The organism is Streptomyces sp. NPDC050743 (assembly GCF_044456925.1).
GTDB lineage: Bacteria > Actinomycetota > Actinomycetes > Streptomycetales > Streptomycetaceae > Streptomyces.
In genome coordinates, this window is sequence record NZ_JBITGJ010000008.1 from 123,581 (window position 1) to 146,297 (window position 22,717).

At 71.2% G+C, this 22,717-nt stretch carries 22 protein-coding genes; 8 read left to right on the forward strand and 14 right to left on the reverse strand.

Translation table 11 applies throughout. The features are described 5' to 3' along the window. On the forward strand, positions 1-1,134 hold a 1,134-nt coding region (locus tag ACIBJF_RS11810; RefSeq protein WP_399173525.1), incomplete at its 5' end, for an exo-alpha-sialidase. Here ACIBJF_RS11810 and ACIBJF_RS11815 read toward each other — a convergent pair. From ACIBJF_RS11815 to ACIBJF_RS11850, 8 genes are all read right to left on the reverse strand, one after another. Beyond that, positions 1,131-2,057, reverse strand: a complete 927-nt coding sequence (locus ACIBJF_RS11815) for a dihydrodipicolinate synthase family protein (protein WP_399173526.1) — start codon at positions 2,055-2,057, stop codon at positions 1,131-1,133. The two genes, ACIBJF_RS11810 and ACIBJF_RS11815, sit on opposite strands and share 4 nt — an antisense overlap. 1 nt (position 2,058) lies before the next feature. Further along, positions 2,059-3,063, reverse strand: coding sequence for an oligopeptide/dipeptide ABC transporter ATP-binding protein (locus ACIBJF_RS11820; protein ID WP_399173527.1), 1,005 nt, complete (start codon positions 3,061-3,063; stop codon positions 2,059-2,061). Further along, complete coding sequence (locus tag ACIBJF_RS11825) at positions 3,060-5,042, reverse strand: dipeptide/oligopeptide/nickel ABC transporter permease/ATP-binding protein (RefSeq protein ID WP_399173528.1); 1,983 nt, start codon at positions 5,040-5,042, stop codon at positions 3,060-3,062. Before ACIBJF_RS11825 ends, ACIBJF_RS11820 begins: the two co-directional genes overlap by 4 nt. After that, the gene (locus tag ACIBJF_RS11830; RefSeq protein ID WP_399173529.1) at positions 5,042-5,998 is read right to left on the reverse strand and encodes an ABC transporter permease; all 957 of its coding nucleotides are present in this window, start codon (positions 5,996-5,998) and stop codon (positions 5,042-5,044) included. Before ACIBJF_RS11830 ends, ACIBJF_RS11825 begins: the two co-directional genes overlap by 1 nt. A 4-nt stretch (positions 5,999-6,002) precedes the next feature. Then, positions 6,003-7,637, reverse strand: coding sequence for an ABC transporter substrate-binding protein (locus ACIBJF_RS11835; protein ID WP_399173530.1), 1,635 nt, complete (start codon positions 7,635-7,637; stop codon positions 6,003-6,005). A 245-nt stretch (positions 7,638-7,882) separates the two neighbouring features. Further along, on the reverse strand, positions 7,883-9,241 hold the full coding sequence (locus ACIBJF_RS11840; protein ID WP_399173531.1) for an MATE family efflux transporter: 1,359 nt from the start codon (positions 9,239-9,241) through the stop codon (positions 7,883-7,885). A gap of 307 nt (positions 9,242-9,548) precedes the next feature. Beyond that, positions 9,549-9,707 carry a hypothetical protein gene (locus tag ACIBJF_RS11845; protein ID WP_399173532.1) on the reverse strand — a complete coding sequence of 53 codons (159 nt, stop codon included), beginning with the start codon at positions 9,705-9,707 and terminating at the stop codon, positions 9,549-9,551. Positions 9,708-9,758: 51 nt separating this feature from the next. Next, entirely contained in the window at positions 9,759-10,799 is a 1,041-nt protein-coding gene (locus ACIBJF_RS11850; protein ID WP_399173533.1) for an AMP-binding protein, read from the reverse strand. 95 nt (positions 10,800-10,894) lie between these two features. On the opposite strand from ACIBJF_RS11850, the gene recO reads away from it, so the two are divergent. The 4 genes from recO to ACIBJF_RS11870 are packed head-to-tail and all read left to right on the forward strand — an operon-like array spanning position 10,895 to position 14,456. Beyond that, positions 10,895-11,641, forward strand: a complete 747-nt coding sequence (recO, locus tag ACIBJF_RS11855) for a DNA repair protein RecO (protein WP_132783564.1) — start codon at positions 10,895-10,897, stop codon at positions 11,639-11,641. A 41-nt stretch (positions 11,642-11,682) separates the two neighbouring features. After that, entirely contained in the window at positions 11,683-12,531 is an 849-nt protein-coding gene (locus tag ACIBJF_RS11860; RefSeq protein ID WP_399173534.1) for an isoprenyl transferase, read from the forward strand. A gap of 40 nt (positions 12,532-12,571) precedes the next feature. Continuing rightward, a complete protein-coding gene (locus tag ACIBJF_RS11865) occupies positions 12,572-13,903 on the forward strand; it encodes a histidine-type phosphatase (RefSeq protein ID WP_399173535.1) in 1,332 nt (443 codons plus the stop codon). Positions 13,904-13,934: 31 nt separating this feature from the next. Next, positions 13,935-14,456 (forward strand): YcxB family protein, encoded by a 522-nt coding sequence (locus ACIBJF_RS11870; protein WP_399173536.1) that lies wholly within the window; start codon positions 13,935-13,937, stop codon positions 14,454-14,456. Positions 14,457-14,598: 142 nt separating this feature from the next. Here the strand turns inward: ACIBJF_RS11870 and ACIBJF_RS11875 are convergent, their stop codons facing one another. The 4 genes from ACIBJF_RS11875 to ACIBJF_RS11890 form a co-directional block, all read right to left on the reverse strand. Next, a complete protein-coding gene (locus ACIBJF_RS11875) occupies positions 14,599-15,018 on the reverse strand; it encodes a Fur family transcriptional regulator (protein ID WP_399173537.1) in 420 nt (139 codons plus the stop codon). Between the two features lie 63 nt (positions 15,019-15,081). After that, positions 15,082-15,984, reverse strand: a complete 903-nt coding sequence (locus ACIBJF_RS11880) for a metal ABC transporter permease (protein ID WP_399173538.1) — start codon at positions 15,982-15,984, stop codon at positions 15,082-15,084. Beyond that, the gene (locus ACIBJF_RS11885; protein ID WP_390682076.1) at positions 15,984-16,754 is read right to left on the reverse strand and encodes a metal ABC transporter ATP-binding protein; all 771 of its coding nucleotides are present in this window, start codon (positions 16,752-16,754) and stop codon (positions 15,984-15,986) included. The genes ACIBJF_RS11880 and ACIBJF_RS11885 overlap by 1 nt, the downstream gene beginning before the upstream one ends. An 11-nt stretch (positions 16,755-16,765) precedes the next feature. Continuing rightward, positions 16,766-17,725 (reverse strand): metal ABC transporter substrate-binding protein, encoded by a 960-nt coding sequence (locus tag ACIBJF_RS11890; protein ID WP_399173539.1) that lies wholly within the window; start codon positions 17,723-17,725, stop codon positions 16,766-16,768. 183 nt (positions 17,726-17,908) lie between these two features. Here ACIBJF_RS11890 and ACIBJF_RS11895 point away from each other — a divergent pair, with 183 nt between their 5' ends. Next, on the forward strand, positions 17,909-19,291 hold the full coding sequence (locus tag ACIBJF_RS11895; RefSeq protein WP_399173540.1) for a glycine--tRNA ligase: 1,383 nt from the start codon (positions 17,909-17,911) through the stop codon (positions 19,289-19,291). Between the two features lie 115 nt (positions 19,292-19,406). Here the strand turns inward: ACIBJF_RS11895 and ACIBJF_RS11900 are convergent, their stop codons facing one another. Then, positions 19,407-19,826, reverse strand: coding sequence for a nuclear transport factor 2 family protein (locus ACIBJF_RS11900; protein WP_399173541.1), 420 nt, complete (start codon positions 19,824-19,826; stop codon positions 19,407-19,409). A gap of 88 nt (positions 19,827-19,914) precedes the next feature. Here ACIBJF_RS11900 and ACIBJF_RS11905 point away from each other — a divergent pair, with 88 nt between their 5' ends. Further along, positions 19,915-20,481 carry a TetR/AcrR family transcriptional regulator gene (locus ACIBJF_RS11905; protein ID WP_399173542.1) on the forward strand — a complete coding sequence of 189 codons (567 nt, stop codon included), beginning with the start codon at positions 19,915-19,917 and terminating at the stop codon, positions 20,479-20,481. A gap of 13 nt (positions 20,482-20,494) precedes the next feature. Here the strand turns inward: ACIBJF_RS11905 and ACIBJF_RS11910 are convergent, their stop codons facing one another. Then, positions 20,495-21,541: a chitinase gene (locus tag ACIBJF_RS11910; protein WP_399173543.1), complete on the reverse strand. Its 1,047-nt coding sequence runs from the start codon at positions 21,539-21,541 to the stop codon at positions 20,495-20,497. Positions 21,542-21,686: 145 nt separating this feature from the next. On the opposite strand from ACIBJF_RS11910, the gene ACIBJF_RS11915 reads away from it, so the two are divergent. Beyond that, positions 21,687-22,697, forward strand: a complete 1,011-nt coding sequence (locus ACIBJF_RS11915; RefSeq protein ID WP_399173544.1) for an aldo/keto reductase — start codon at positions 21,687-21,689, stop codon at positions 22,695-22,697. Positions 22,698-22,717: the final 20 nt, after the last annotated feature.

Below are 22,717 nucleotides of genomic sequence, written 5' to 3' on the forward strand. Positions count from 1 at the left end.
GCCGCCCCCGCCCAGGCAGGTCGCGTCTCCGCCTCGGCGCCGGTCGTCCCCGGCTGTGTGGCGTCGGTGCCCTACGTCTCCGGTGAGGGCGGGTACGCCACCTACCGCATTCCCGCGGTCGTGGAGACCCCGTACGGCACCGTGCTGGCCTTCGCCGAGGGGCGGCGGGACGGTGTCGCCGACACCGGTGACATCGACGTCGTACTGCGCCGTTCCGCCGACGGCGGCTGCACCTGGGGTCCGCTGACGGTCGTGGCCGCCGGACACGGGGACACCCGGGGCAATCCGGCGCCGGTCGTGGACCCGCGCACCGGGGTCGTCGTCCTGGTGACCTGCGGCAACGACGGGAAGGCGACGGAGGACCAGATCCGCCGCGGGGCGGGGGACCGCCGGGTGTTCGTGCAGCGCAGCCGGGACGACGGCCGGCACTTCACACCCCCGGCGGAGATCACGGCTCAGGTGAAGCGGTCCGGCTGGAGCTGGTACGCCACCGGTCCCGGCCACGCCCTCGCCCTCACCCGGGGCCCGCACGCCGGCCGCCTGCTCGTCCCCGCCAACCACTCCGTCGTCGCGTCCGCCGCGTCCGCCGGCCCCGGATCCCGGTACGACGGCGGGCACGCGCTCTACAGCGACGACGGCGGCCGCACCTGGCAGCTCGGTTTCGTGACCGGGACCCAGGACGGCGTGACCAACGTCAACGAGACGACCGCCGCCCAACTCCCGGACGGCAGGATCTACTTCAACGCCCGCGACCAGTACGGCACCGCCCCCGGCAACCGCCTGGACACCTACTCCGGCGACGGCGGCACCACCCTCGACCGCCCCTACGCCGTCCAGCCCACCCTGAACGCCGTCCCGGTCGTCCAGGGCAGCGTCCTCCAACTCCGGGGCCCGGCGGCCCCGTTGCTGTTCTCCGCCCCCTCCGTGCCCTCGGCACGACGCGCCCTGGCCCTCTGGGCGAGCACGGACGCCGGCCGCACCTTCACCAAGCTGCTCACCCTCTCGGACCGCCCGGCCGCCTACTCGGACCTGGTCCAGCTCGGCCCCGGCACGATCGGCGTCCTGTACGAGACGGGCGCGACCCACAGTTACGACACCGTGGAGTTCCGCAGACTCACCCTGTCACGGGGCTAGAGCAACCCGGCCGCCGCCAGGAACTTGCCGACCCTCTCGACCTCCTCGCCCGACAGCGGCACCTGCGGCTCGGCCGTCACCGCGCAGTCGATGACGCCGCGCAGATGCAGCGCGGCCTTGAACGCGCCCAGCGCCGACGAGCTGCCGCCCATCCGCGCCGGATCCCCGACCGTGACCATCCCGAACAGCGCGCACAGCCGTTCCTGCTCCGCCCGCGACCCCTCCCAGTCGCCGGCGCGGCACATCCGGTACAGCCGGACGTACCCGTGCGGATCGACGTTGGCCAGCCCCGGCACCGCCCCGTCGGCGCCGAGGGCCAGCGCGGAGTCCACGATCAGCTCGGAGCCGGTCAGCACGCTGAACCCGGGGTGCACGCGGGAGCCGGTGACGATCTCGCGGAAGGCGGCCAGGTCCCCGCTGGAGTCCTTGATCCCGGCCAGCACCCGGTCGGCGGCCAGGCCGAGCACCACGTCGGCGGGGAGCTTGGTGTGCACGGCGACGGGGATGTCGTAGGCGATGACCGGCACCTCGGAGGCGGCGGCGATCCGGCGGTAGTGGTGGACGATCTCCGAGCGGTGGGTGCGGGCGTAGAAGGGGGCGGTGACGACCACCGCGTCCGCTCCGGCCGCCGTCACCGCCGTGACGTGGTCCAGGACGCGCGGCGTGGTCATGTCGATGGCGCCGGCGAGGACCGGCAACTGACCGCCCACATGGGCGACGACCGCCTCCACGACCTGGCTGCGCTGCCGGTCCGTGAGGAACGCCGCCTCGGAGGTGGACCCGAGCAGGAACAGCCCGTGCACCCCGCCCTCCACCAGATGGTCGACCAGGGCGAGCAGCGAGGGCACGTCCACCTCGCGCTCCGGTGTCAGGGGCGTGCAGACGGGCGGGACGACACCGGTGAGCGGGGTGGGGAAGGGCATGTCAGGGCTCCTGGCGTGCTAGGTCGCGGGTCGATTCCTCCTCCTCAACAGGATGGTGGCACCGGTAGCGGTGTTCGGGGCGCGACGCGGCCGAGAAGTCCGGCATGACCTCGGCACACAACCCGTCCGCCTTCCAGCAGCGGGTGCGGAACGGGCAGCCGCTCGGCGGCCGGGTCGCCGAGGGCACCGGCCCGGTCAGCGGGATCGGGTCGAGGGGGTCCAGCAGGCCGGGCGTGGCGGAGAACAGGGCGCGGGTGTACGGATGCCGGGCGGCGTCGGTGACCCGGCCGGCCGGGGTCTCCTCCACGATCCGGCCCAGGTACATGGTGATCACCCGGTCGCTCATCCGCCGTACCGTCTGGATGTCGTGCGAGACGAACACCAGGGCCAGGCCGAGGCGTTCCTTCAGGTCCAGCAGGAGGTTGAGGATCTGGGCGCGGACCGACACGTCCAGGGCGCTGGTCGGCTCGTCGGCGACGACCAGCGCCGGGTCCAGGGCGAGCGCGCGGGCGATGGCGACGCGCTGCCGCTGCCCGCCGGAGAGCTGTCCGGGCAGGGCGTCGGCCAGGGCCCGGGGGAGGCCGACCAGGCCCATCAACTCCCTTACCCGGTCCTCCCGTTCGGCCCGGGTGCCGCGCTGATGCACATCCAGCGGGTCGCGCAGGATCCGCCGTACCGTCAGCCGCCGGTTCAGCGCCGTCGACGGGTCCTGGAAGACCAACCCGACGCCGGCGCCGACCGTGGCCCGGCGCTCGGCGGGCGGCATCGTCCACAGGTCACGGCCCTGGAACGCAACCGAGCCCGACACCGGCCGCTGGATGCCCACCAGCACCCGCGCCAGTGTCGACTTCCCGCACCCCGACTCGCCGACCACCCCCACCGTCTCCCCGGCGGCCACGGTGAGATCGGCGCCGGTCAGGGCGTACACCCGGTCACGGCGCAGCAGCCCGCCGCTGCGGGCCTTGTGCACGACATGGGCGTCTCGCACCTCGACCACGGCGGTCACTGCAGTGCCTCCTCGCTCCGCGCCGACGTGAGGTCCACCGCCGGGTGATGGCAGGCGGCCGTGTGGGTGCCCGTACCGGCGAGGACGGGGGCATGCGCGTGGCACACCTCGCTCGCCAGCGGGCAGCGGTCGGCGAACCGGCAGCCCGCCGGGAAGTCGGCGGGGGACGGTACGACCCCCTTGATCTGCGTCATCCGTTCCTCGGACGACTCCAGCGACAGCACGCTGCCGAGCAGGCCGCGCGTGTAGTGGTGGGCCGGCGCCGCCACCAGGTCGGCGGTCACCCCGCTCTCCACGATCTGCCCGCCGTACATCACCACCACCCGGTCGGTGACGTCGGCGACCAGCGCCAGATCGTGCGAGACCAGGATCAGCGCGAACCCCAGCTCCTCGCGCAGCCGCAGCAGCAGCTTCATCACCTGTGCCTGCACGGTGACGTCCAGGGCGGTCGTCGGCTCGTCGGCGACGATCAGCCGCGGGTCGCGGGACAGCGCCATGGCGATGAGCACGCGCTGCCGCTGCCCGCCGGACAGCTCGTGCGGATAGCTGCGCAGGGTGCGTTCGGGGTCCAGGCCGACCAGCTCCATGAGCTCGCGCGGACTGCGCCGGCCCCCGCGCCGGACGAGCTGCTTCAGCTGGGCGCGGATGGTCATCGCCGGGTTCAGCGAGGACAGGGCGTCCTGGTAGACCATCGCCATCTCGTGCCCGAGCAGCCGCCGCCTGGCCCGCATCGGCTCGGCGAGCAGCTCCCGCTGCCGGAACCGCACCTGCCCTCCGACGCGCGCCCGGCTCGGCTGGAGCCCCATGACGGTGAGCGCGGTCAGCGACTTCCCGCAGCCCGACTCACCGACCAGACCGAGCACTTCCCCGGGGTACACCTCGAAACTGACCCCGGCCACGATGTCGACACCCCGGTGCCGGTCCGGGAAGCCGATGGTGAGGTTCTCCACGGCGAGCACCGGCTGCCCGCTCCGGTCGGGCAGCGGCCGGGCCCGCGACCGCAGCCGCCGGGCGGCCTCGGTCAGCCCGGGCAGCCGCAGCACCTCACCGCTGCCCGGCTCCGGCGCCTCCAGCCGGTCCTCGGGGGGAGCCTCCACCTCCCGTGCCGCCGGTGCCGCCCACGCGTCGGACACGCCCTCGGAGAGGATGTTCAGCGACAGCACGGTCAGCAGGATCAGCAGCCCCGGGAAGACGGTCGCCCACCAGCCGCCGGTCAGCACCATGTTCTTGCCGTCGGCGATGACACTTCCCCAGGACGGGGCCGGCGGCCGCACCCCGGCGCCGATGAAGGACAGCGACGCCTCGAACACGATCGCCTCGGCGACCTGGACCGTGCAGAACACCAGCACCGGGGCGGCGCAGTTGACCGCCACGTGCCGCGCCACGATGTGGGGCGTACGGGCGCCGATCACCCGTTCCGCCGTGACGTAGTCCTCGCCGTACTGATCGAGGACGTTGGCCCGTACCACCCGCGCCACGGGGGGAGTGAACAGGAAGGCGATGGCGCAGATCAGCACGCCGATCCCGCCGCCGAACACGGCGACCAGCACGGCGGCGAGCGCGATCCCGGGGAACGCCATCACCACGTCCAGGCAGCGCATCAGCGTCTCGTCGACCGCCTTGCGGGAGGTGGCGGCCACCGCCCCGATGACGGCGCCCACGACCAGCGCGAGCGCCGTCGCCCCCAGCCCGATCGCCAGCGACCACCGGGCGCCGTACATCAGCCGGCTCAGGATGTCCCGGCCGAGGCTGTCCTGCCCGAACCAGTGCGCGGCGGACGGATGCCCGCTGCCGCCGACCGGCTCCTGCTGGTCGAGGGGATCGTCGGGGGCGAGGAGCGGGGCGAGGACGGCGACGAGGATGACCAGGGCCAGGAAACAGGCGGCGACCTTCGACAGCAGCGGCAGCCGGCGCCAGCCCCGCAGCCGTACGCCGCCGGGCCGGGAGAGCCGCTCGGCAAGCCTCGCGCGCGTGACCATCAGCCCGCCCTCAGACGTGGGTTGACCAGCAGATACAGAATGTCGATCACGAGGTTGACGACGACGAAGCCGGTGGCGGTCGTCAGCACCACCCCCTGCACCACGGCGGGGTCGCCGTTCTGCACGGCGTCGATCATCAGCTTGCCCATGCCGGGCAGCGAGAAGATCGTCTCGATGACGACGGCACCGCCGAGGAGGTAGCCGACCCGCAGCCCGAGCACGGTCAGCGGATTGACCAGGGCGTTGCGCAGCACGTTCCGGCCGACGACGACCCGGGGCGGCAACCCGCTCCCGATCGCCGTCCGCACATAGTCCTTGTCCAGCTCCTCCACCACCGAGGTGCGGACGATCCTCGTCAGCTGCGCGGCTACGGGCAGGGACAGGGCGAGGGCGGGCAGCGCCATGGTCTTCAGCCAGCCGGTGACCGAGTCGGCCGGGTTGATGTAGCCGCCGGTCGGGAACCAGCCCCGGTCCACCGCCAGGTACTGGATCATCAGCAGCGCCAGCCAGAAGCCGGGCGCGGCCACCCCGACCAGCGAGACCACCCGGATGACCTGGTCCGGGATCCGGTCCCGGTACACAGCGGCCGTCACCCCGCCCACCAGCGCCAGCACCACCGCGATGGCGAGCCCCAGGAAGGTCAGCTGGAGGGTGAGCGGCAGCGCGGTGGTGACCTGCTTGACGACCGGCGCCCGGGTCAGGGCGCTGGTGCCGAGGTCGCCGTGGAGCAGATCGCCGACGAAGTGGACGTACCGCACCGGGAGCGGATCGAGCAGCCCGTTCCGTTCCCGGAAGTCGTGCAGCTGCTGCGGGGTCGGGTTCGCGCCCTGGAAGAACGCGGACGCGGGATCGACGTCCGAGAACCGCATCACCAGGAACACGAACAGCACGATCCCGAGCATCAGCGGCACGAGCAGCGCGATACGGCGGAGCAGGATCCGTACGACAGCCGTCATGCCGTCAGATCCACTTGGCCTGGAGGAGGTTGATGCCGGGGTAGGGCTGCGCCCTTATGCCCGTGAGCTTCCGGGCGTCCCAGGCGGTCATCAGCTCGTTGTGGACGACCGGGTACAGCACGGCCTGCTCGGCGACGACGTCGATGTAGTCCTGGATGATCGCCTTCTTCTTCTCCGGATCCGGCTCCCGGGTCGCCCGGTCCATGTCCTTGAAGAGCTGCTTGGCGACGGGGTCGCCGGCCCACCGGGTGTACTGCATCCACAGGTTCTGCGGCCCGTAGTTGTAGTGCATGATCAGATCGGCGTCGAGCCCGAACTGGTTCGGATTGGAAGCCGCGGCGACGACCTGGTAGTCCTGCTTCTGGTCCATCTTGGTGAACACGGCCGTGGTCTCCTGCGGCGCCAGAGTCGTCTCCACGCCGATCGCGTCCCAGGAGGACTTGATGGTCGGCAGGCAGTCCACGATCCAACTGACGTTCACCGCAAGGATGTTGACCTTGAGGTTGCCGACCCCGGCGGCCTTCAGCAGCGCCTTCGCCTTCTCGGGGTCGTAGTCGTACACGGTCTTGGCCCGCCGGTAGGTCGGGTTGCCCTCGTTCAGGAACGAGGAGGCGGGCTTCCCGTGCCCCTTGAGGGCGACCTGCACCATCTTCTCGGTGTCGATGGCGTAGTGCAGCGCCTGTCGCACCCGCACGTCGTCGAAGGGCTTGTGCTGGGTGTTGAACATCAGGAAGAGGTTGTTCATCCCGGCGCCGCCGGCGACCTTGAGCCCGCCCTGCTCCAGTCTGGCGATGTTGGCGTAGGGGATGTTGTCGGCGATCTGCGCCCCGGCGTCGGACCCGGAGATCTTCGCCACGCGCGGAGCGGCGTCCACGATGGTCAGCCAGTTCATGCGCTTGAAGGCAGGCGGGCGCGGCCCGTTGTAGGCGGCGAAGGCCTCGAAGGTGGTGTTGGACTTCGGGTGGTGCGCGGTCTGCCGGTACGGCCCCGAGCCGACGGCCAGCCCCTTGATGGCGTCGTCCCAGGCGCCGGGCTTGGAGAAGACGTGCTTCGGCATGATCTTGGCGAGGGTGAGCCGGGAAAGCCCTTCGGGGAAGGGGAACTTGAGCACGAGCTCGACGGTGCGGGAGTCCACCTTCCTGACGCTGCCGAGCCAGCCGGCGAAGAAGCCCTTGGCGAGCGTCTGGGTCTTCGGGTCGAGGATCCGGTCGAAGACGAACACGACGTCGTCGGCGGTGACGGGCTTGCCGTCGTGGAAGGTCGCGCCCGAGCGCAGGGTGAACCGCCAGGTGGTGGCGCCCGCGTCCTTGGGCACCTCGGTGGCGAGCGCCGGATACGGCACCCGGCTGATCGGGTCGGTGTCCAACAGCCCCTCGTAGATGTGGTTGTTGGCGGCCATGCAGAACGCCGACGCCGTCTGCGTCGGATCCCAGCTGCCGTCGTTGCCGTAGCCGATCACCGCGGTCAGCGTCCGGTCCTTGCCGCTGCCGCCGTTCCCGGTGTCGTTCGTGGACTCCGGTCCTGCGGAGCAGCCCGCCAGCACCGGCGGCAGAACGGCGGCCGCGCCCAGCACACCCGTGTACTTCAGGAACGACCGGCGGCGCGGTGCCGGTACGTCGGGATTCACGTCGTCGCGCACGGGTCCTCCAGCAAGTCGTTGGGGGGAAGGGGAGGAGGGGGGTGGGAGATACGACGTCCTACGTCCTACGTCCGGTCGGTAGCGCGACCATAGGAGGGGGCGTGGGGGTGGTCAAGACGGCGCACACGAATGGGCTAGCCGCCAGAGGTCGAGCCAATGGCGGGACGCGAAGGGGGCGGGTCTTGGCCTGGGCTTGGGACTTTGGCCTGGGGGTTGGGCTTGGACCTGGGGCTTGGGATTGGGGATCAAGAAACCTGGTGGCGTGGTGACGCGGCTTCCGGCGCGGTCCCGGCCGACGCCGTGACCAGGGCGCTGTGCCGCCGGAAGGAGCGCAGTTTGGTGCCGGCCTGAAGCAGGTTGGCGCAGGCCAGTGCCGTCCACAGTCCGGTCAGGCCGGACGCGTCGGCGACCGGGACGGACAGCGCCGCCAGCGCCCCGAACCACACCGCCGTCGACACCAGGCCCGGCCCGGTCCGCTTGAGCCCCACCAGGCCGAAGCCCGCCACCGCCTGCAGGGCGTCGCTGACCACGACCGCCAGGACCAGCGGGAGCAGCCCCGTCACCCGGCCCCGCAGCCCGGGATTCGTACTGAACAGTGCGATCAGCGGGTCCCGGAACACGAACAGCGCGGCCCCCAGCAGCCCTACCGCGCACAGCGCCACCCGCAGACCCGCCCCCACCGCACTCCGGATGCGTACGACGTCACGCTCCGCGGCGTATCCGGCGATCAGCGGCACCGTGGCCTGGCCCACCGCCACCGCCGCGGTGAAGACGACGTTGACCAGGGACTCGCCGACGTTGTGCACGGCCGCGGCGTCGGCACCGAGCCGGGCGGCGGCGAAGGTCAGCACGCCCAGCACGGTGAACTTCACCAGCACCGTCCCGGCGAGCGGCAGCCCCACTCGGGCCAGGCGCAGCACCTGCCGCGGATCGGGCCGTCCGGGACGGATGCGGCGGCCGGCCAGCACCGTGCGGCGGCGCAGCGCGTACTGGTTGAGGCAGGTGCTCGCCAGGCTGGAGGCGAGCATGGCGAGACCCGCGCCGGTCAGGCCGTGGCTCGGCAGCGGCCCCGGCCCGCCGACCAGCAGCACCGACAGCGTCACCGACACGACGGTGCCGAGCAGCCCGGACCGCATCACCTGAGCGGAGCGTCCGAGGGCCACCAGCACGGAGGTGGCCGACTGGCCGACCGCGATCAGCAGCACGCTCGCCGCCAGCAGCCAGGGGAACACGCCGAGCTGGTCCAGCACGCGCGGCGGGACGCCCCACAGCCCGCCGATCAGCGGCACCGCCGCCACCGCGGCCGCGCACAGCCCGCCCACCGTGAACGCCAGCCACATACCGGCACGCACCAGCGGCAGCAGCCGCTCGGGATCGTCGCGGTGCGGCGCGACGAACGGCATCACACCGCGCAGGGCGCCCGCCACGGTCGCGGTCGCCGGACTGAACACCGCCACGGTCACCGCGAAGGCGGCGAGTGACACGGTGGCGTACCGGCCGAGCAGCGCCGTGTCGACCAGTGAGCCCACCGAGGCGGCGAGGGTGGTGGCGTAGAGCGGTGTGGCTGCACGGGCGATGGTCCAGAACGCGGTGCGATGGCTCACGTACACCGATCCTGCCACTCAACCCGGCTGACAGCTGGACGAGTTGGGGACGTGACGCGCGGCCGGTACCGATCAGTTGCCGTGGGGCCGCCCGCTTCTTTCTCAGTGTCGTGCTTCCGCGAGCCGAGTAAAGGGCGCGTTCCGCGTCGCCTTCGGCGATGACCCTCCGGGCCACCCTTGACTCGGCCCACTCCAGCACGGGCGAGAAGCGAGCGGGCAGCGTGATTGGCAGGCCTGTTCCACGCCATCCAGCCTTCACCCGCTTGACCAGCAACTATGCGTCCGGAGAGTGGTACAAAGCTGCCAATCACTGCCCCCCGCCCACGGGGATGGTCAGGTGACCTCGGGGGCCGGTGCCGGTTGGGGGCGGGCCCCGGACCAGGAGTTCGCCGGGCTCTCCCTCGGGCGCGTCGATGCGGATCTCGTCGGCCGGGGAGACCGGGCGGCCCTGGGTGCCGAGGATCACGTCCCGCGGGTCGTCCAGGCGGGTGGCGGTGAGCAGCCCTTCCGCCCTGCCTCACACCTGCTGGAGCCGGCAGCCGAAACCGGGCTCGATCCGTGCGGCCAGGGCGGGGTCGAGGCGGGAGGCGCCGCCGCCGATCTGCATCACCCGGAGTGAGGCCAGGTCGGCCACGGCGTCGTCCAGGGCGTCCAGCCACCGGGCGGCGATGCCCGGTGTCACCGTCGTGACGGTCACCCCTTCCCGCGCGATCGTGTGGAAGGCCGCCTCCGGCGCCGGGTCGTCGAGCAGTACGACCGTGCCGCCCACCGCCAGGGTGCCGAGGATGCCGGGGCAGCCGAGGGCGAAGGTGGACTCGGCGGGCAGCGTCGCCAGGTACACGTCCTCGGGGCCGAGAGCGAGCGGCTCCGCCGCGGCGCGGAGCTGGTAGGCGTAGTCGTCGTGGGTGCGGCCGACGAGCCTCGGCGGTGTCGTCGTGCCGCCGCCCGACGGCAGGAAGAACGCCACGTCCGAGGCGTCCAGGCGGTGGTCCGGTACCGGTGCCTCGTCCACGGTGTGCAGGGGGAAGGCCAGTGCGCCCCCTGGCAGCAACGAGAAGCCGCCCGACTGCTCGCCGGGCGCGGTGAGGGTGAAGATCCGGCGCAGCGACGTCGACCCGGCGGCGATGCGGGCGGCCGTCTCCGCGTGGTCGAAGCCGCGGTGCACCGCCGGGCCGACGTAGCCGACCGCCTCGCTCTCGGCGACCAGGTGGGCGATCTCCGTCTCCCGGTGGGCCGTCGGCGCGAGCACCGGGATCGCGCCGACCCGCATCAGCGCGAACACCGCGACGACGAACTCGGGAGTGTTCGGCAGCTGCACCACCACCCGCCTGCCGGGCTCGACACCCCGCAGCCGCAGACCGGCCGCCATCCGGCTCACCCGGCGGTCCAGCCGGAAGTAGGTGAGGCGGGTCGTGCCGTGCACGAGCGCGGTGTGTGGGCCGTGCTCGCGTGCCCAGTCGCGCAGCAGCTCGGGCAGGGGTCGGCCCTGCCAGTAGCCGGCGCGGCGGTAGACGAGGGCGGCGTCCTCGGGCCATGGAGTGAAGCCGTCGAGCGGCACGGGCTGCACCTTCTTCCCACGTCGTGTTCCTTGCCCGGCTTCAACATATTGTTTAAGGGCGCGTGCAGGGGAGCGCTTGGGCGAGAATGGTGCCCATGAGTCTGTTCCGCGACGACGGCATCGTGCTGCGCACCCAGAAGCTGGGTGAGGCGGACCGGATCATCACGCTGCTCACACGCGGTCACGGGCGGGTGCGGGCCGTGGCCCGGGGCGTGCGGCGCACGAAGTCGAAGTTCGGGGCCCGGCTGGAGCCCTTCTCCCACGTCGACGTGCAGTTCTTCGCGCGCGGGAGCGAGCTGGTCGGGCGCGGGCTGCCGTTGTGCACGCAGAGTGAGACCATCGCGCCGTACGGCGGCGGGATCGTCACCGACTACGCGCGGTACACCGCCGGGACGGCGATGCTGGAGACCGCCGAGCGGTTCACCGATCACGAGGGGGAGCCGGCGGTGCAGCAGTATCTGCTGCTCGTGGGCGCCCTGCGCACCCTCGCCCGGGGCGAGCACGCGCCCCACCTCGTCCTCGACGCCTTCCTGCTCCGCTCCCTCGCCGTCAACGGTTACGCCCCGAGTTTCGGTGACTGCGCGAAGTGCGGGATGCCCGGACCGAACCGGTTCTTCTCCGTGGCCTCCGGTGGTTCCGTGTGCGCCGACTGCCGGGTGCCGGGGAGTGTCGTACCGTCGCCGCAGACCCTGGTACTCCTCGGGGCGCTGCTTACGGGAGACTGGGAGACGGCGGACGCGTGCGAGGCGCGGTACGTCCGCGAGGGCAGCGGCCTGGTGTCCGCCTACCTGCACTGGCATCTGGAGCGCGGGCTGCGTTCGCTCAGGTACGTCGAGAAGTAACGCTCAGGTACGTCGAGAAGCAAGAGGGAGACGAGAAGCACATGGTCGTACGCGGGATCCTGGGGCGCCAGCGGCGCGAGTACAAGGCGCCGGAGCCGCATCCGTCCGGTGCCCGCGCGCCCAAGCTCCCCGGCGAGCTGGTCCCGAACCACGTGGCCATCGTCATGGACGGCAACGGGCGGTGGGCCAAGGAGCGCGGGCTGCCCAGGACCGAGGGCCACAAGGTCGGAGCCGAGCGGGTGCTGGACGTGCTCCAGGGCTCGATCGAGGTCGGCGTCCGCAACATCTCCCTCTACGCCTTCTCCACCGAGAACTGGAAGCGGTCGCCCGACGAGGTCCGCTTCCTGATGAACTTCAACCGCGACTTCATCCGCAAGACGCGGGACCAGCTCGACGAGCTCGGCATCCGGGTGCGCTGGGTGGGCCGTATGCCCAAGCTGTGGAAGTCGGTCGCCAAGGAGCTGCAGGTCGCCCAGGAGCAGACCAAGGACAACGACCTGCTCACGCTGTACTTCTGCATGAACTACGGCGGGCGGGCCGAGATCGCGGACGCGGCGAAGGCGTTGGCCGAGGACGTCGCGGCCGGGCGGCTGGACCCGGCGAAGGTCAACGAGAAGACCGTCCAGAAGTACCTGTACTACCCGGACATGCCGGACGTCGACCTCTTCCTGCGCCCCAGCGGGGAGCAGCGCACCTCCAACTACCTGCTCTGGCAGAGTGCGTACGCCGAGATGGTCTTCCAGGACGTGCTGTGGCCCGACTTCGACCGCCGTGACCTGTGGCGGGCCTGTGTCGAATTCGCCTCCCGCGACCGGCGGTTCGGCGGCGCCGTCCCGAACGAGGAACTCCTCGCCATGGAAGCCGCGATGAAGGGCAATTCCACTTCGTAGCCACCGGCGGTTCAGGCGGGCCGCCGAGGATGGGGGACTTATGAGACGTCTCACGCCTGTTCTCGCCCTCGGCGCCCTGCTGCTCACCGCGCTGCCCGCGCACGCCGCCGACGGCCCCGCGCACCGCGAGAGTTACGGCACCAAGGCCCCGTACGCACCCGGACAGAACCCGCGCGCCTACCAGCGGCCCCCGGCCGGTTACACCGCCGTCTTCACCGAGAACGTCTCCCGGCACGGCTCCCGTGCGGCGACCGGCAGCGAGGACGGCGACCTGATCCTCGGGCTGTGGGACAAGGCGCGGGAGGAGGGCCAACTCACCGGCAAGGGTGAGGAGTTCGGGCCGACCGTGCGGGCGCTCATGGCCGCCATGGAGAAGATCGGGTACGGCAACCTCAGCGGACGCGGCCGGCAGGAGATGCGGGATACGGCGACGCGCATGGAGCAGCGCCTGCCCACCCTGTTCGAAGACATCGCCGCGCAGGGCGAGAAGATCGACGTGGTCAGCTCCGGGCAGGGGCGGGCCGTGGACAGCGCGAGCGAGTACACCGGCGCCCTCGCCGCCGCCGACGCCGCGCTGAAGCCGCTGATCGGGGCGACCCGGACGGACAAGGACCTGCTGTACTTCCACAAGGCGGCGGGTGGTGCCGCGTACCGGGACTACATCGCGAACGACCAGCGGCTCAAGGACACGCTGAACTCGATCAGCGACCAGCCCAGGACGCACGAGGCCGCGCGCGGCGTGCTGCGGCGGATCTTCAAGGCGCCGTTCGTCGACGGGATCGGCGACCAGGCCGGCGCCGCGCAGGCCGTCTACAACCTGTACGCCATCGCGCCGGCGATGAACGACGAGAGCCCTGACCCGGACGGCGGGGGCTGGGGCATGGACCGCTACATCTCCCGCTCGGACGCCGCCTGGTTCGGTTACCTCGGGGCCGCGGAGGACTTCTACGAGAAGGGCCCCGCCTTCTCCGACAGCGACATCACCTACAAGATGGCCGGCGTCCTCCTGGACGACCTCTTCAAGCAGGTCGAGGCCAAGCGCGCCGGCACCAGCGACCTCGGCGCCGAGCTGCGCTTCACCCACGCCGAGGAGATCATCCCCCTGGCCGCGCTGATGGGCCTGCCCGGCAGCACGAAGCCGGCGACGCCCGGTAAGCCGTACACCTACGCCGACAACCCCTGGCGGGGGGCGTCGGTGGCCCCGCTCGGCGCCAACATCCAGTGGGACGTGTACGAGAAGGACGGCCGCTACCTCGTCCGCATGCTCTACAACGAGCGCGAGACGCCGTTCAAGGCGGGCTGCCGTCCCGTCGCCAAGGGCAGCGCGTTCTACGATCTGGACGAACTGGAGCGCTGCTTCGGCCGCGACTGAGCCGCTGTTCGGCCCCGTATGATCCCGCCTCATGGTCATGGACATGGGGCGGGACGCGGTGCAGGAGACGGTCGAGCTGGACTACCGGCCGACCGCGCGGGACTTCTCGTCGGCACTGTGGGCGCGCAGGAAAGTCACCTGGTCGATCCGGCATCTGGTCGGGGCGGTGGCCGTAGGGGTGCTGTGGTACGCCCTCCTGGCCTCCGACGGGGACATCGACCTGCCCACGCTCCTCCTGCTGTGCTACTTCGCGCTCGGTCTCGTCCTGCTGCCGCGCTTGCAGGGACGCGGCATGATGCGCGCCGCGGATGTGAACGGCCCCTGCCGTACGACGGTGACGGACGCCGGGGTGACGATCCGCGGGGAGCACATCACCGTCACGCAGGGGTGGGGTGCGCGGCCGGTGTACCGGGAGACGCCGGAGCTGTTCGTGCTGTTCAGCGACGGCAAGAAGGCGCGGTGCCTGACCCTGCTGCCGAAGCACGGCCTGAGCGACCCGTCGGACGCGGACCGGCTGCGGGCGATACTCGACCGCCATCTCACGCGCGTTTGAGCACCGCCCGGGGCTGCTGTGCCGCGGTCGTACGGCGGGTGGGCGGCCGTCATCGTCCTGGGCGCCCTTGTCGCGCCGAGGCTGTGGACGCCACTCCTACTCCTGCTCCGACCGGGGCTGAGGTCGGCCGGACGGCCGATGCTCAGCTGCCGGAGTGCTCGGCGCAGTCCGCGCACGTGCCGAAGATCTCGACCGTGTGGGCCACGTTGACATAGCCGTGCTCGGCGGCGATCGCCTCCGCCCACTTCTCCACGGCTGGGCCCTCCACCTCCACCGCCTTGCCGCAGACGCGGCAGACGAGGTGGTGATGGTGTTCGCCGGTCGAGCAGCGGCGGTAGACGGACTCGCCGTCGGACGTGCGCAGGACGTCGACCTCGCCGGCGTCGGCGAGGGACTGGAGGGTGCGGTACACCGTGGTCAGGCCGACCGAGTCGCCCTTGTGCTTGAGCATGTCGTGCAGTTCCTGCGCGCTGCGGAACTCCTCGACCTCGTCCAGGGCCGCCGCCACGGCTGCACGCTGGCGGGTCGCGCGGCCCTTCACGGGCGGTCCAGCGGTCGTCACCGTTGTCTCCTCACGTCTCGCTTCTGCCCGGGCGGCCATTGTGCCAGCCCGGGCTGTCAGCGGTCAGACGATGATCTCGTCCCCGGCCGGCCGAGTGGCCGGAATCGTGCACTCCGCCGGATCCCCGGCGGGCTGTGCGGCGGCCGCCGCGCGGGCGCGTCGGCGGGCCAGCGGCGTGGCCAGGACCGTCAGCGCGACGAACGCGGCGATGGTCAGCAGGACGATCGTCGCGCCGGGCGGGACGTCCTGGTAGTACGAGGTGATCGTGCCGGCGACCGTCACGGACACGCCGATGGCGACGGCGATCGCGAAGGTCACGGCGAAGCTGCGGGTGAGCTGCTGCGCCGCCGCCACCGGTACGACCATGAGCGCGGACACCAGGATCAGGCCGACCACCCGCATGGCCACGGTGACCGTGACGGCGGCGGTGACCGCGACGAGCAGGTTCAGCGCCCGCACGGGCAGCCCGGTGACCCGCGCGAACTCCTCGTCCTGACTGACGGCGAACAGCTGGCGGCGCAGACCGAGGGTCACCGCGACGACGAACGCGGCGAGCACCATGATCGCGGTCACGTCCGAGGGGGCCACCGTCGACAACGAGCCGAACAGGTACGACATGAGGTTGGCGTTGGAGCCGCCCGGCGCGATGTTGACGAACATCACGCCGCCCGCCATACCGCCGTAGAAGAGCATCGCGAGGGCGATGTCGCCGCGCGTCCTGCCGTACCAGCGGATCAGCTCCATCAGGACCGAGCCCAGCGCGGAGACGGCCGTGGCCATCCACACCGGCGAGGCGTGCAGCAGGAAGCCGAGGCCCACGCCGGTCATCGCGACGTGGCCGATGCCGTCGCCCATCAGGGGCTGCCGGCGCTGGACGAGATAGATGCCGATCGCGGGCGCGGTGATGCCGACCAGGACGGCGGCGAGTAGCGCCCGCTGCATGAAGGCGTAGTTCAGGAGGTCCATCAGCTCAGCAGTCCCGTCCGCAGAGGTTCGGTGCCCGCCGGTGCGTGCGGGTGTACGTGGTCGTGGCCGGGCAGGGCGTGCTGGCCGACGGCCTGCGGTGGCGGGCCGTCGTGCAGGACGCAGCCGTCGCGCAGGACCACCGCCCGGTCGATCAGGGGCTCCAGGGGGCCCAGCTCGTGCAGCACGAGCAGGACCGTCGTACCGGAGTCGACCTGCTGCCTCAGTGTGCGGGCGAGCACCTCTTGGCTGGCCAGGTCGACGCCGGCCATCGGCTCGTCCATGATCAGCAGTTCGGGCTCGGCGACGAGGGCGCGGGCGATCAGGACGCGCTGGTGCTGGCCGCCGGACAGGGCGTTCACCGAGTCCTTGGCGCGGTCGGCCATCCCGACCAGCTCCAGGGCCCGGTGCACGGCGTCCCGGTCGGCCCTGCGGAAGACGCCGAAGCGGGTGCGGGAGAGCCGGCCGGAGGACACGATCTCGGTCACCGTCGCGGGGACGCCCCCCGCGGCCGTCGTCCGCTGCGGTACGTAGCCCACGCGCGCCCAGTCGCGGAAGGCGCGGCGCGGGGTGCCGAACAGCTCGATGGCGCCGCCGCTGACCGGGACCTGGCCGATGACGGCGCGGATCGCCGTGGACTTGCCGGAGCCGTTGGCGCCGAGCAGCGCAACGACCTCGCCGCGGCGGACCGTGAGGTCGATGCCCCGGAGCACGGGGCGCGCGCCGAGTTCGGCGGTGACCCCGCGCAGGGATATGACGGAATCGCTGGTCATCTCGTGTCCCCTCACTTCGAGCCGAGGGCCTGTCGGAGCGCCTTCAGGTTGGCCTCCTGGATGGAGAAGTAGTCCTTGCCGCGGGACTTGGCCGTGATGCCCTCGATCGGGTCCAGCACGTCGGTCTTCAGGCCCGCGTCGTGCGCGATGGTCTTCGCGGTCTTGTCGCTGACGAGCGTCTCGTAGAAGACGGTGGAGACGCCGTCGGCCTCGGCCATCGTCTCCAGGTCCTTCACGCGTGCGGCGCTGGGCTCGGACTCGGGGTCGAGGCCGTTGACGGCCTCCTCGGTCAGGCCGTAGCGCTCGGCGAGGTAGCCGAAGGCGGCGTGGGTGGTGATGAAGACCTTGGTCCTGGTGTGCGCGAGGCCGCTCTTGAACTGCCGGTCCAGGTCGGTCAGCTGCTTGACCAGGGCGGCGGTGTTCCTGCGGTAGTCGGCCGCGTGCTTGGGGTCGGCCTTCTCGAAGGCCTTGCCGACGCCCTCGGCGACCTGGGCGTAGCGCACCGGGTCGAGCCAGATGTGCGGGTCCTTGCCGCCGGACTCCTCGCCCTCGTGCGTGTCGTGCGCGGCCGCGTGGCCGCCGACCTCGTTGCCGTGCTCCTCCAGCGTGGTCAGGGAGGCCGCGTCGATCTTCGTCTTCACGGGGGACTGGGCCACCGCGTCGTCGACGGAGGGCTGGAGGTTCCTCAGGTACAGGACGGCGTCGGAGTCCTGGAGGGAGGCGATCTGCCGGGGACTGAGCTCCAGGTCGTGCGGCTCCTGGCCGGGGGAGGTGAGACTGGTGACGTGGACGTGGTCCCCGCCGATCCGGTCGACGAGGAACGCCATGGGGTAGAAGGACGCGATGACGTCGAACTTGCCGGTGTTCGCCGCCTCCGCCCTGTCGCCGGAGCAGGCCGTGAGGGTGCCGAGGCTGAGGGCGGTCACGGCGGTGATCGCGGCGGCGGGTATGAGGCGTCGTCGTACGTTCATGACAGTCATTTTCAACTAACATGGAAACCGTTGTCAATAAACGCCGGTAAGGGCCCCCGGGAGCCCGGGGGAGGCACTCAGGGAGGGGGCCGATTTGGTCCGGGGGGAGCCTGCGCCGGTAACCTGAATCATTCGCTGGAAGCATCTCGCTTCAACGCCCGTCGTCGTAATGAAGAGAGCACCGTGGCCGCCGACAAGATCGACACCATCGTCAGCCTGAGCAAGCGCCGTGGCTTCGTTTTCCCGTGCAGTGAGATCTACGGCGGTCAGCGTGCCGCCTGGGACTACGGACCGCTGGGTGTCGAGCTCAAGGAGAACATCAAGCGCCAGTGGTGGCGCTACATGGTGACGTCGCGCGAGGACGTCGTCGGTATCGACTCGTCCGTCATCCTGGCCTCCGAGGTCTGGGTCGCCTCCGGCCACGTCGCCACCTTCACGGATCCGCTGACCGAGTGCACCGCGTGTCACAAGCGGTTCCGCGCCGACCACCTGGAAGAGGCGTACGAGGAGAAGAAGGGCCACGCCCCGGCGAACGGCCTGGCCGACATCAACTGCCCGAACTGCGGCAACAAGGGCCAGTTCACCGAGCCCAAGCAGTTCTCCGGTCTGCTGTCGACGCACCTCGGCCCGACCCAGGACAGCGGCTCCGTCGCCTACCTGCGCCCGGAGACCGCCCAGGGCATCTTCACCAACTTCGCCCAGGTGCAGACCACCTCGCGCCGCAAGCCGCCGTTCGGCATCGCCCAGATGGGCAAGTCGTTCCGCAACGAGATCACGCCGGGCAACTTCATCTTCCGCACCCGTGAGTTCGAGCAGATGGAGATGGAGTTCTTCGTCAAGCCGGGCGAGGACGAGAAGTGGCACGAGTACTGGATGGAGCAGCGCTGGAACTGGTACACGGGCCTCGGCCTGCGCACTGAGAACATGCGCTGGTACGAGCACCCGAAGGAGAAGCTCTCCCACTACTCCAAGCGCACCGCCGACATCGAGTACCGCTTCCAGTTCGGCGGCAGCGAGTGGGGCGAGCTGGAGGGTGTCGCCAACCGGACGGACTACGACCTCGGCGCCCACTCCAAGGCCTCCGGCCAGGACCTCTCCTACTTCGACCAGGAGGCCGGCGAGCGCTGGACGCCGTACGTCATCGAGCCCGCGGCCGGTGTTGGCCGCACCATGCTGGCCTTCCTGCTCGACGCCTACGTCGAGGACGAGGCGCCGAACGCCAAGGGCAAGATGGAGAAGCGGACGGTGCTGCGCCTCGACCACCGGCTGGCTCCGGTGAAGGTGGCCGTGCTGCCGCTGTCCCGCAACGCCGAGCTGTCCCCGAAGGCCAAGGGTCTCGCCCAGGCGCTGCGGCAGCACTGGAACATCGAGTTCGACGACGCCGGCGCCATCGGCCGCCGCTACCGTCGCCAGGACGAGATCGGTACGCCGTACTGCGTGACGGTGGACTTCGACACGCTCGAGGACAACGCCGTGACCGTGCGTGAGCGTGACTCGATGAAGCAGGAGCGCGTGTCGCTGGACCAGATCGAGGGGTACCTGGCCAGCCGCCTGCTGGGCTGCTGACCCTCGCCCTCGCCGAGGTCCCAGGCCTACGCCCACCCTCCAGCCGACTCGGTCGGCTGGAGGGTGGGCGTTCTGGGTTGGGGCTTCGGCCGGCCGGCTGGGCGGTCCCCTGCCGTCACGACCTGGCCGCCGCCACCCCCGCGCCGTCCATGTAGTCCCGTACCCGCGTGAGCAGTCCGTCGCGGACGCGGAGGACCAGGAGGCCCGGAACGCTGAAGGAGGCGCCGGTGGCCGGCAGTGATCCCCGTACGACCTGCTCGGCGATGACGACCTCGGGGTCGGCGGTGTCGTGGATCGCGATCTGCTCGATCTCCTCGATCTGCGCGGGGCCGGCGCCCCACGCCGCCCGATAGCCCGCGCGCACCGCCTCGCGCCCCTCGAAGCGCGGCGGGAAGCCGGGGGAGGCGAACGGGAACTCGTGGACCGCGTCCACGGCGTACAGGTCGGCGAGATCGTCCGCGGACTTGTCGAGCATGGCCCGGTAGTAGCGGGCCAGCACATCGCGCGGGGTCCGAGGGCCTTGATGGTCCGGCATGCCGGTTCACTCCACTCGCTCAACAACCGTTGACCCAACCACGGTAGGAGCCCGCCGGACGCTCGGTCAACGGCTGTAGAGTGAATTCGTGCCCGCTCCTCACCAGACCCGCGCCGAACGCCGCCGCGCCACCGAGGCGCGCATCCTCGACCGCGCCCGGGAGCTGTTCGCCGAGAAGGGCTTCGACCGCACCACCATCCGCGCCGTGGCCACCGCGGCGGGTGTCGACCCGGCGCTGGTCATGCAGTACTTCGGCTCGAAGCGCGAGCTGTTCACCCGGGCCGTGCAGACGGTCCCCGCGCTGCCGGCGGCCACCGACGCCGACGCGCTCGTCGATCAGCTGCTGGCCACCCTCGGCCTCAAGCTGGGCGGCCTTCCCGAGGGCACCCTGGCGATGATGCGCTCCATGCTCACCGACCCGGCCGCCGCCGAGCACGCCCGCGAGGCCCTGGGCCGGCAGATCGAGGGCGTCGGCGGCGCGCTGCCCGGGGCCGAGGACCGCGAGCTGCGCGCCGCCCTGGTCGTCACCACCTTGCTGGGCGTCACGATCGGCCACCAGCTCCTGGGCCTGGCCCCGCTGCGTGACGCCCCGGCCGACCGGGTCGCCGCCCTGCTCCGGCCGGCCGTCAAGGCGCTGGCGGAACCGGCGGGCTGACGGTCGGTGCCGCTCAACGGTGCTGCAGCGCCCTGACGTTGTCGCCGAAGGTCCAGTTCTTCGAGCCGTCCCAGTTGATCGACCAGGTCATCAGGCCCTTGAGGGGGGTGCCGTAGTGGTTCCAGGCCTGGGAGACGAGGGACGGTGACATGTAGCCGCCGCCCGCGCCGGGCTGAGCCGGCAGACCCGGGACCTGCTTGTCGTACGGCACCTTGATCGTCGTGCCCTGGACCACCAGGCCCTTGTCGAGGCAGTCGGTCTGGGCGGTGAAGCCCGCGACCGTGCCGGCCTGGTAGGAGTCGCCGGAGCAGCCGTACATGCTGCCGTTGTAGTACTGCATGTTCAGCCACCACAGCCGGCCGTTGTCGGCGTACTTCTTGATGATCGGCAGGTAGGCGCCCCAGATCGAGCCGTAGGTGATGCTGCCGCCGGTGACGTACGCGGTCTCGGGGGCCATCGTCAGGCCGAAGTTCGCCGGCATCCGCGCCAGGACGCCGTCGATGATGCGGATCAAGTTGGCCTGGGACGTGGACAGTTGGGTGATGTTGCCGCTGTTCGTCAGGCCGGTCTCGATGTCGATGTCGATGCCGTCGAAGTTGTACTTCTTCAGGATCGGGACGATCGTCGCGACGAAACGGTCGGCCACGGCGGACGAGTTCAGGTCGATGCCGGCCGCCGCGCCGCCGATGGAGAGCAGGATCGTCTGCCCCGACGCCTTCGCCGCGCACATCTCCGCCGGCGTCGCCACCTTCACGCCCGTGTCCATGCCGTCCTCCCACAGGGCGGTCCCGTCGGAGCGGATGACCGGGAAGGCCGCGTCGATCACGTTGTAACCGTGCGCGGGGATGCGGGAGTCGGTGATCGGGGTCCAGCCGAAGGGCGGGTGGACGCCGTTGGCGGAGCCGTCCCAGTTCTCCCAGTAGCCCTGGAGCACCTTCCCGGCCGGCCGGGACTTCACCGCGCAGGTGTCGGCGGCGGAGGCGGTGGTGGCGGCCGGGAGCTGGGTGAGACAGGCGGTCGCGAGCGCGGCGGTGAGCAGGGACAGCGTGCGGCGGAGCATGCGGGCCTCCCGGTGGGGGTGCGGTGAGGTGTCGTAGACATGACAGTTGGTTGGTCCAGACCTTTCGTCAAGAGGTCCGGACTGTGCTGACAGCTATGGAATGACAGATATTGAAATCTGTCAGCTGTCATGGCATCGTGAAGGCATGACGATGCACACCCGATCCCTCGGGACCACCGGCCCCCAGACCTCCGCCCTCGGCCTCGGCTGCATGGGCATGTCCGCGCTCTACGGCGACGCCGACCGCACGGAGTCCATCGCGACCATCCACGCCGCCCTGGAAGCGGGCGTCACCCTGCTGGACACCGGCGACTTCTACGCCATGGGCCACAACGAGATGCTGATCGGCGAGGCCCTGCGCACCGCCCCGGCCGCACTCCGCGAGCAGGCCCTGACCAGCGTGAAATTCGGCGCCCTGCGCGACCCGGAAGGCAACTGGAGCGGCTACGACGGCCGCCCCGCCGCCGTGAGGAACTTCGCCGCCTACTCCCTGCAGCGCCTCGGCGTCGACCACATCGACGTCTACCGGATCGCCCGGATCGACCCGGACGTGCCGATCGAGGAGACCGTCGGCGCGATCGCCGAACTGATCGAGAAGGGGTACGTCCGGCACGTCGGCCTGAGCGAGGCCGGCGCCGAGACCGTCCGCCGGGCCGCCGCCACCGCCCCGATCGCCGACCTGCAGATCGAGTACTCCCTGATCAGCCGGGGCATCGAGCGGGACATCCTGCCGACCACCCGCGAACTGGGCATCGGCATCACGGCGTACGGCGTGCTGTCCCGCGGCCTGATCTCCGGCCACTTCGCCCGCGACCGGCAACTGGCCGCGAACGACTTCCGCGCCCACTCGCCCCGCTTCCAGGGCGAGAACCTCCAGCACAACCTGAACCTGGTCGAGGCCCTGCGCAAGATCGCCGAGCAGAAGGGCGTCACGGTCGCGCAGATCGCCATCGCCTGGGTGCTCTCGCGCGGCGAGGACATCGTGCCGCTGGTCGGCGCCCGCACCCGCGAGCGGCTGGGCGAGTCGCTGGGCGCCCTGGACGTGACCCTGGACGCGGCCGACCTGGCGGCGATCGAGGAGGCCGTGCCGGCGGACGCGGCGGCCGGCGACCGCTACCCGACCGCGCAGATGGCACACCTCGACAGCGAGCGCTGACCGTGGCTCCGGGTACGGTC

Bases quoted from the DNA above. Each gene is read 5' to 3' on its own strand.
- ACIBJF_RS11815 (WP_399173526.1), bottom strand. From the start codon at position 2,057: ATGCCCTTCCCCACCCCGCTCACCGGTGTCGTCCCGCCCGTCTGCACG.
- ACIBJF_RS11825 (WP_399173528.1), bottom strand. From the start codon at position 5,042: ATGGTCACGCGCGCGAGGCTTGCCGAGCGGCTCTCCCGGCCCGGCGGC.
- ACIBJF_RS11830 (WP_399173529.1), bottom strand. From the start codon at position 5,998: ATGACGGCTGTCGTACGGATCCTGCTCCGCCGTATCGCGCTGCTCGTG.
- recO (WP_132783564.1), top strand. From the start codon at position 10,895: ATGAGTCTGTTCCGCGACGACGGCATCGTGCTGCGCACCCAGAAGCTG.
- ACIBJF_RS11860 (WP_399173534.1), top strand. From the start codon at position 11,683: ATGGTCGTACGCGGGATCCTGGGGCGCCAGCGGCGCGAGTACAAGGCG.
- ACIBJF_RS11865 (WP_399173535.1), top strand. From the start codon at position 12,572: ATGAGACGTCTCACGCCTGTTCTCGCCCTCGGCGCCCTGCTGCTCACC.
- ACIBJF_RS11870 (WP_399173536.1), top strand. From the start codon at position 13,935: ATGGTCATGGACATGGGGCGGGACGCGGTGCAGGAGACGGTCGAGCTG.
- ACIBJF_RS11880 (WP_399173538.1), bottom strand. From the start codon at position 15,984: ATGGACCTCCTGAACTACGCCTTCATGCAGCGGGCGCTACTCGCCGCC.
- ACIBJF_RS11885 (WP_390682076.1), bottom strand. From the start codon at position 16,754: ATGACCAGCGATTCCGTCATATCCCTGCGCGGGGTCACCGCCGAACTC.
- ACIBJF_RS11890 (WP_399173539.1), bottom strand. From the start codon at position 17,725: ATGAACGTACGACGACGCCTCATACCCGCCGCCGCGATCACCGCCGTG.
- ACIBJF_RS11900 (WP_399173541.1), bottom strand. From the start codon at position 19,826: ATGCCGGACCATCAAGGCCCTCGGACCCCGCGCGATGTGCTGGCCCGC.
- ACIBJF_RS11910 (WP_399173543.1), bottom strand. From the start codon at position 21,541: ATGCTCCGCCGCACGCTGTCCCTGCTCACCGCCGCGCTCGCGACCGCC.
- ACIBJF_RS11915 (WP_399173544.1), top strand. From the start codon at position 21,687: ATGACGATGCACACCCGATCCCTCGGGACCACCGGCCCCCAGACCTCC.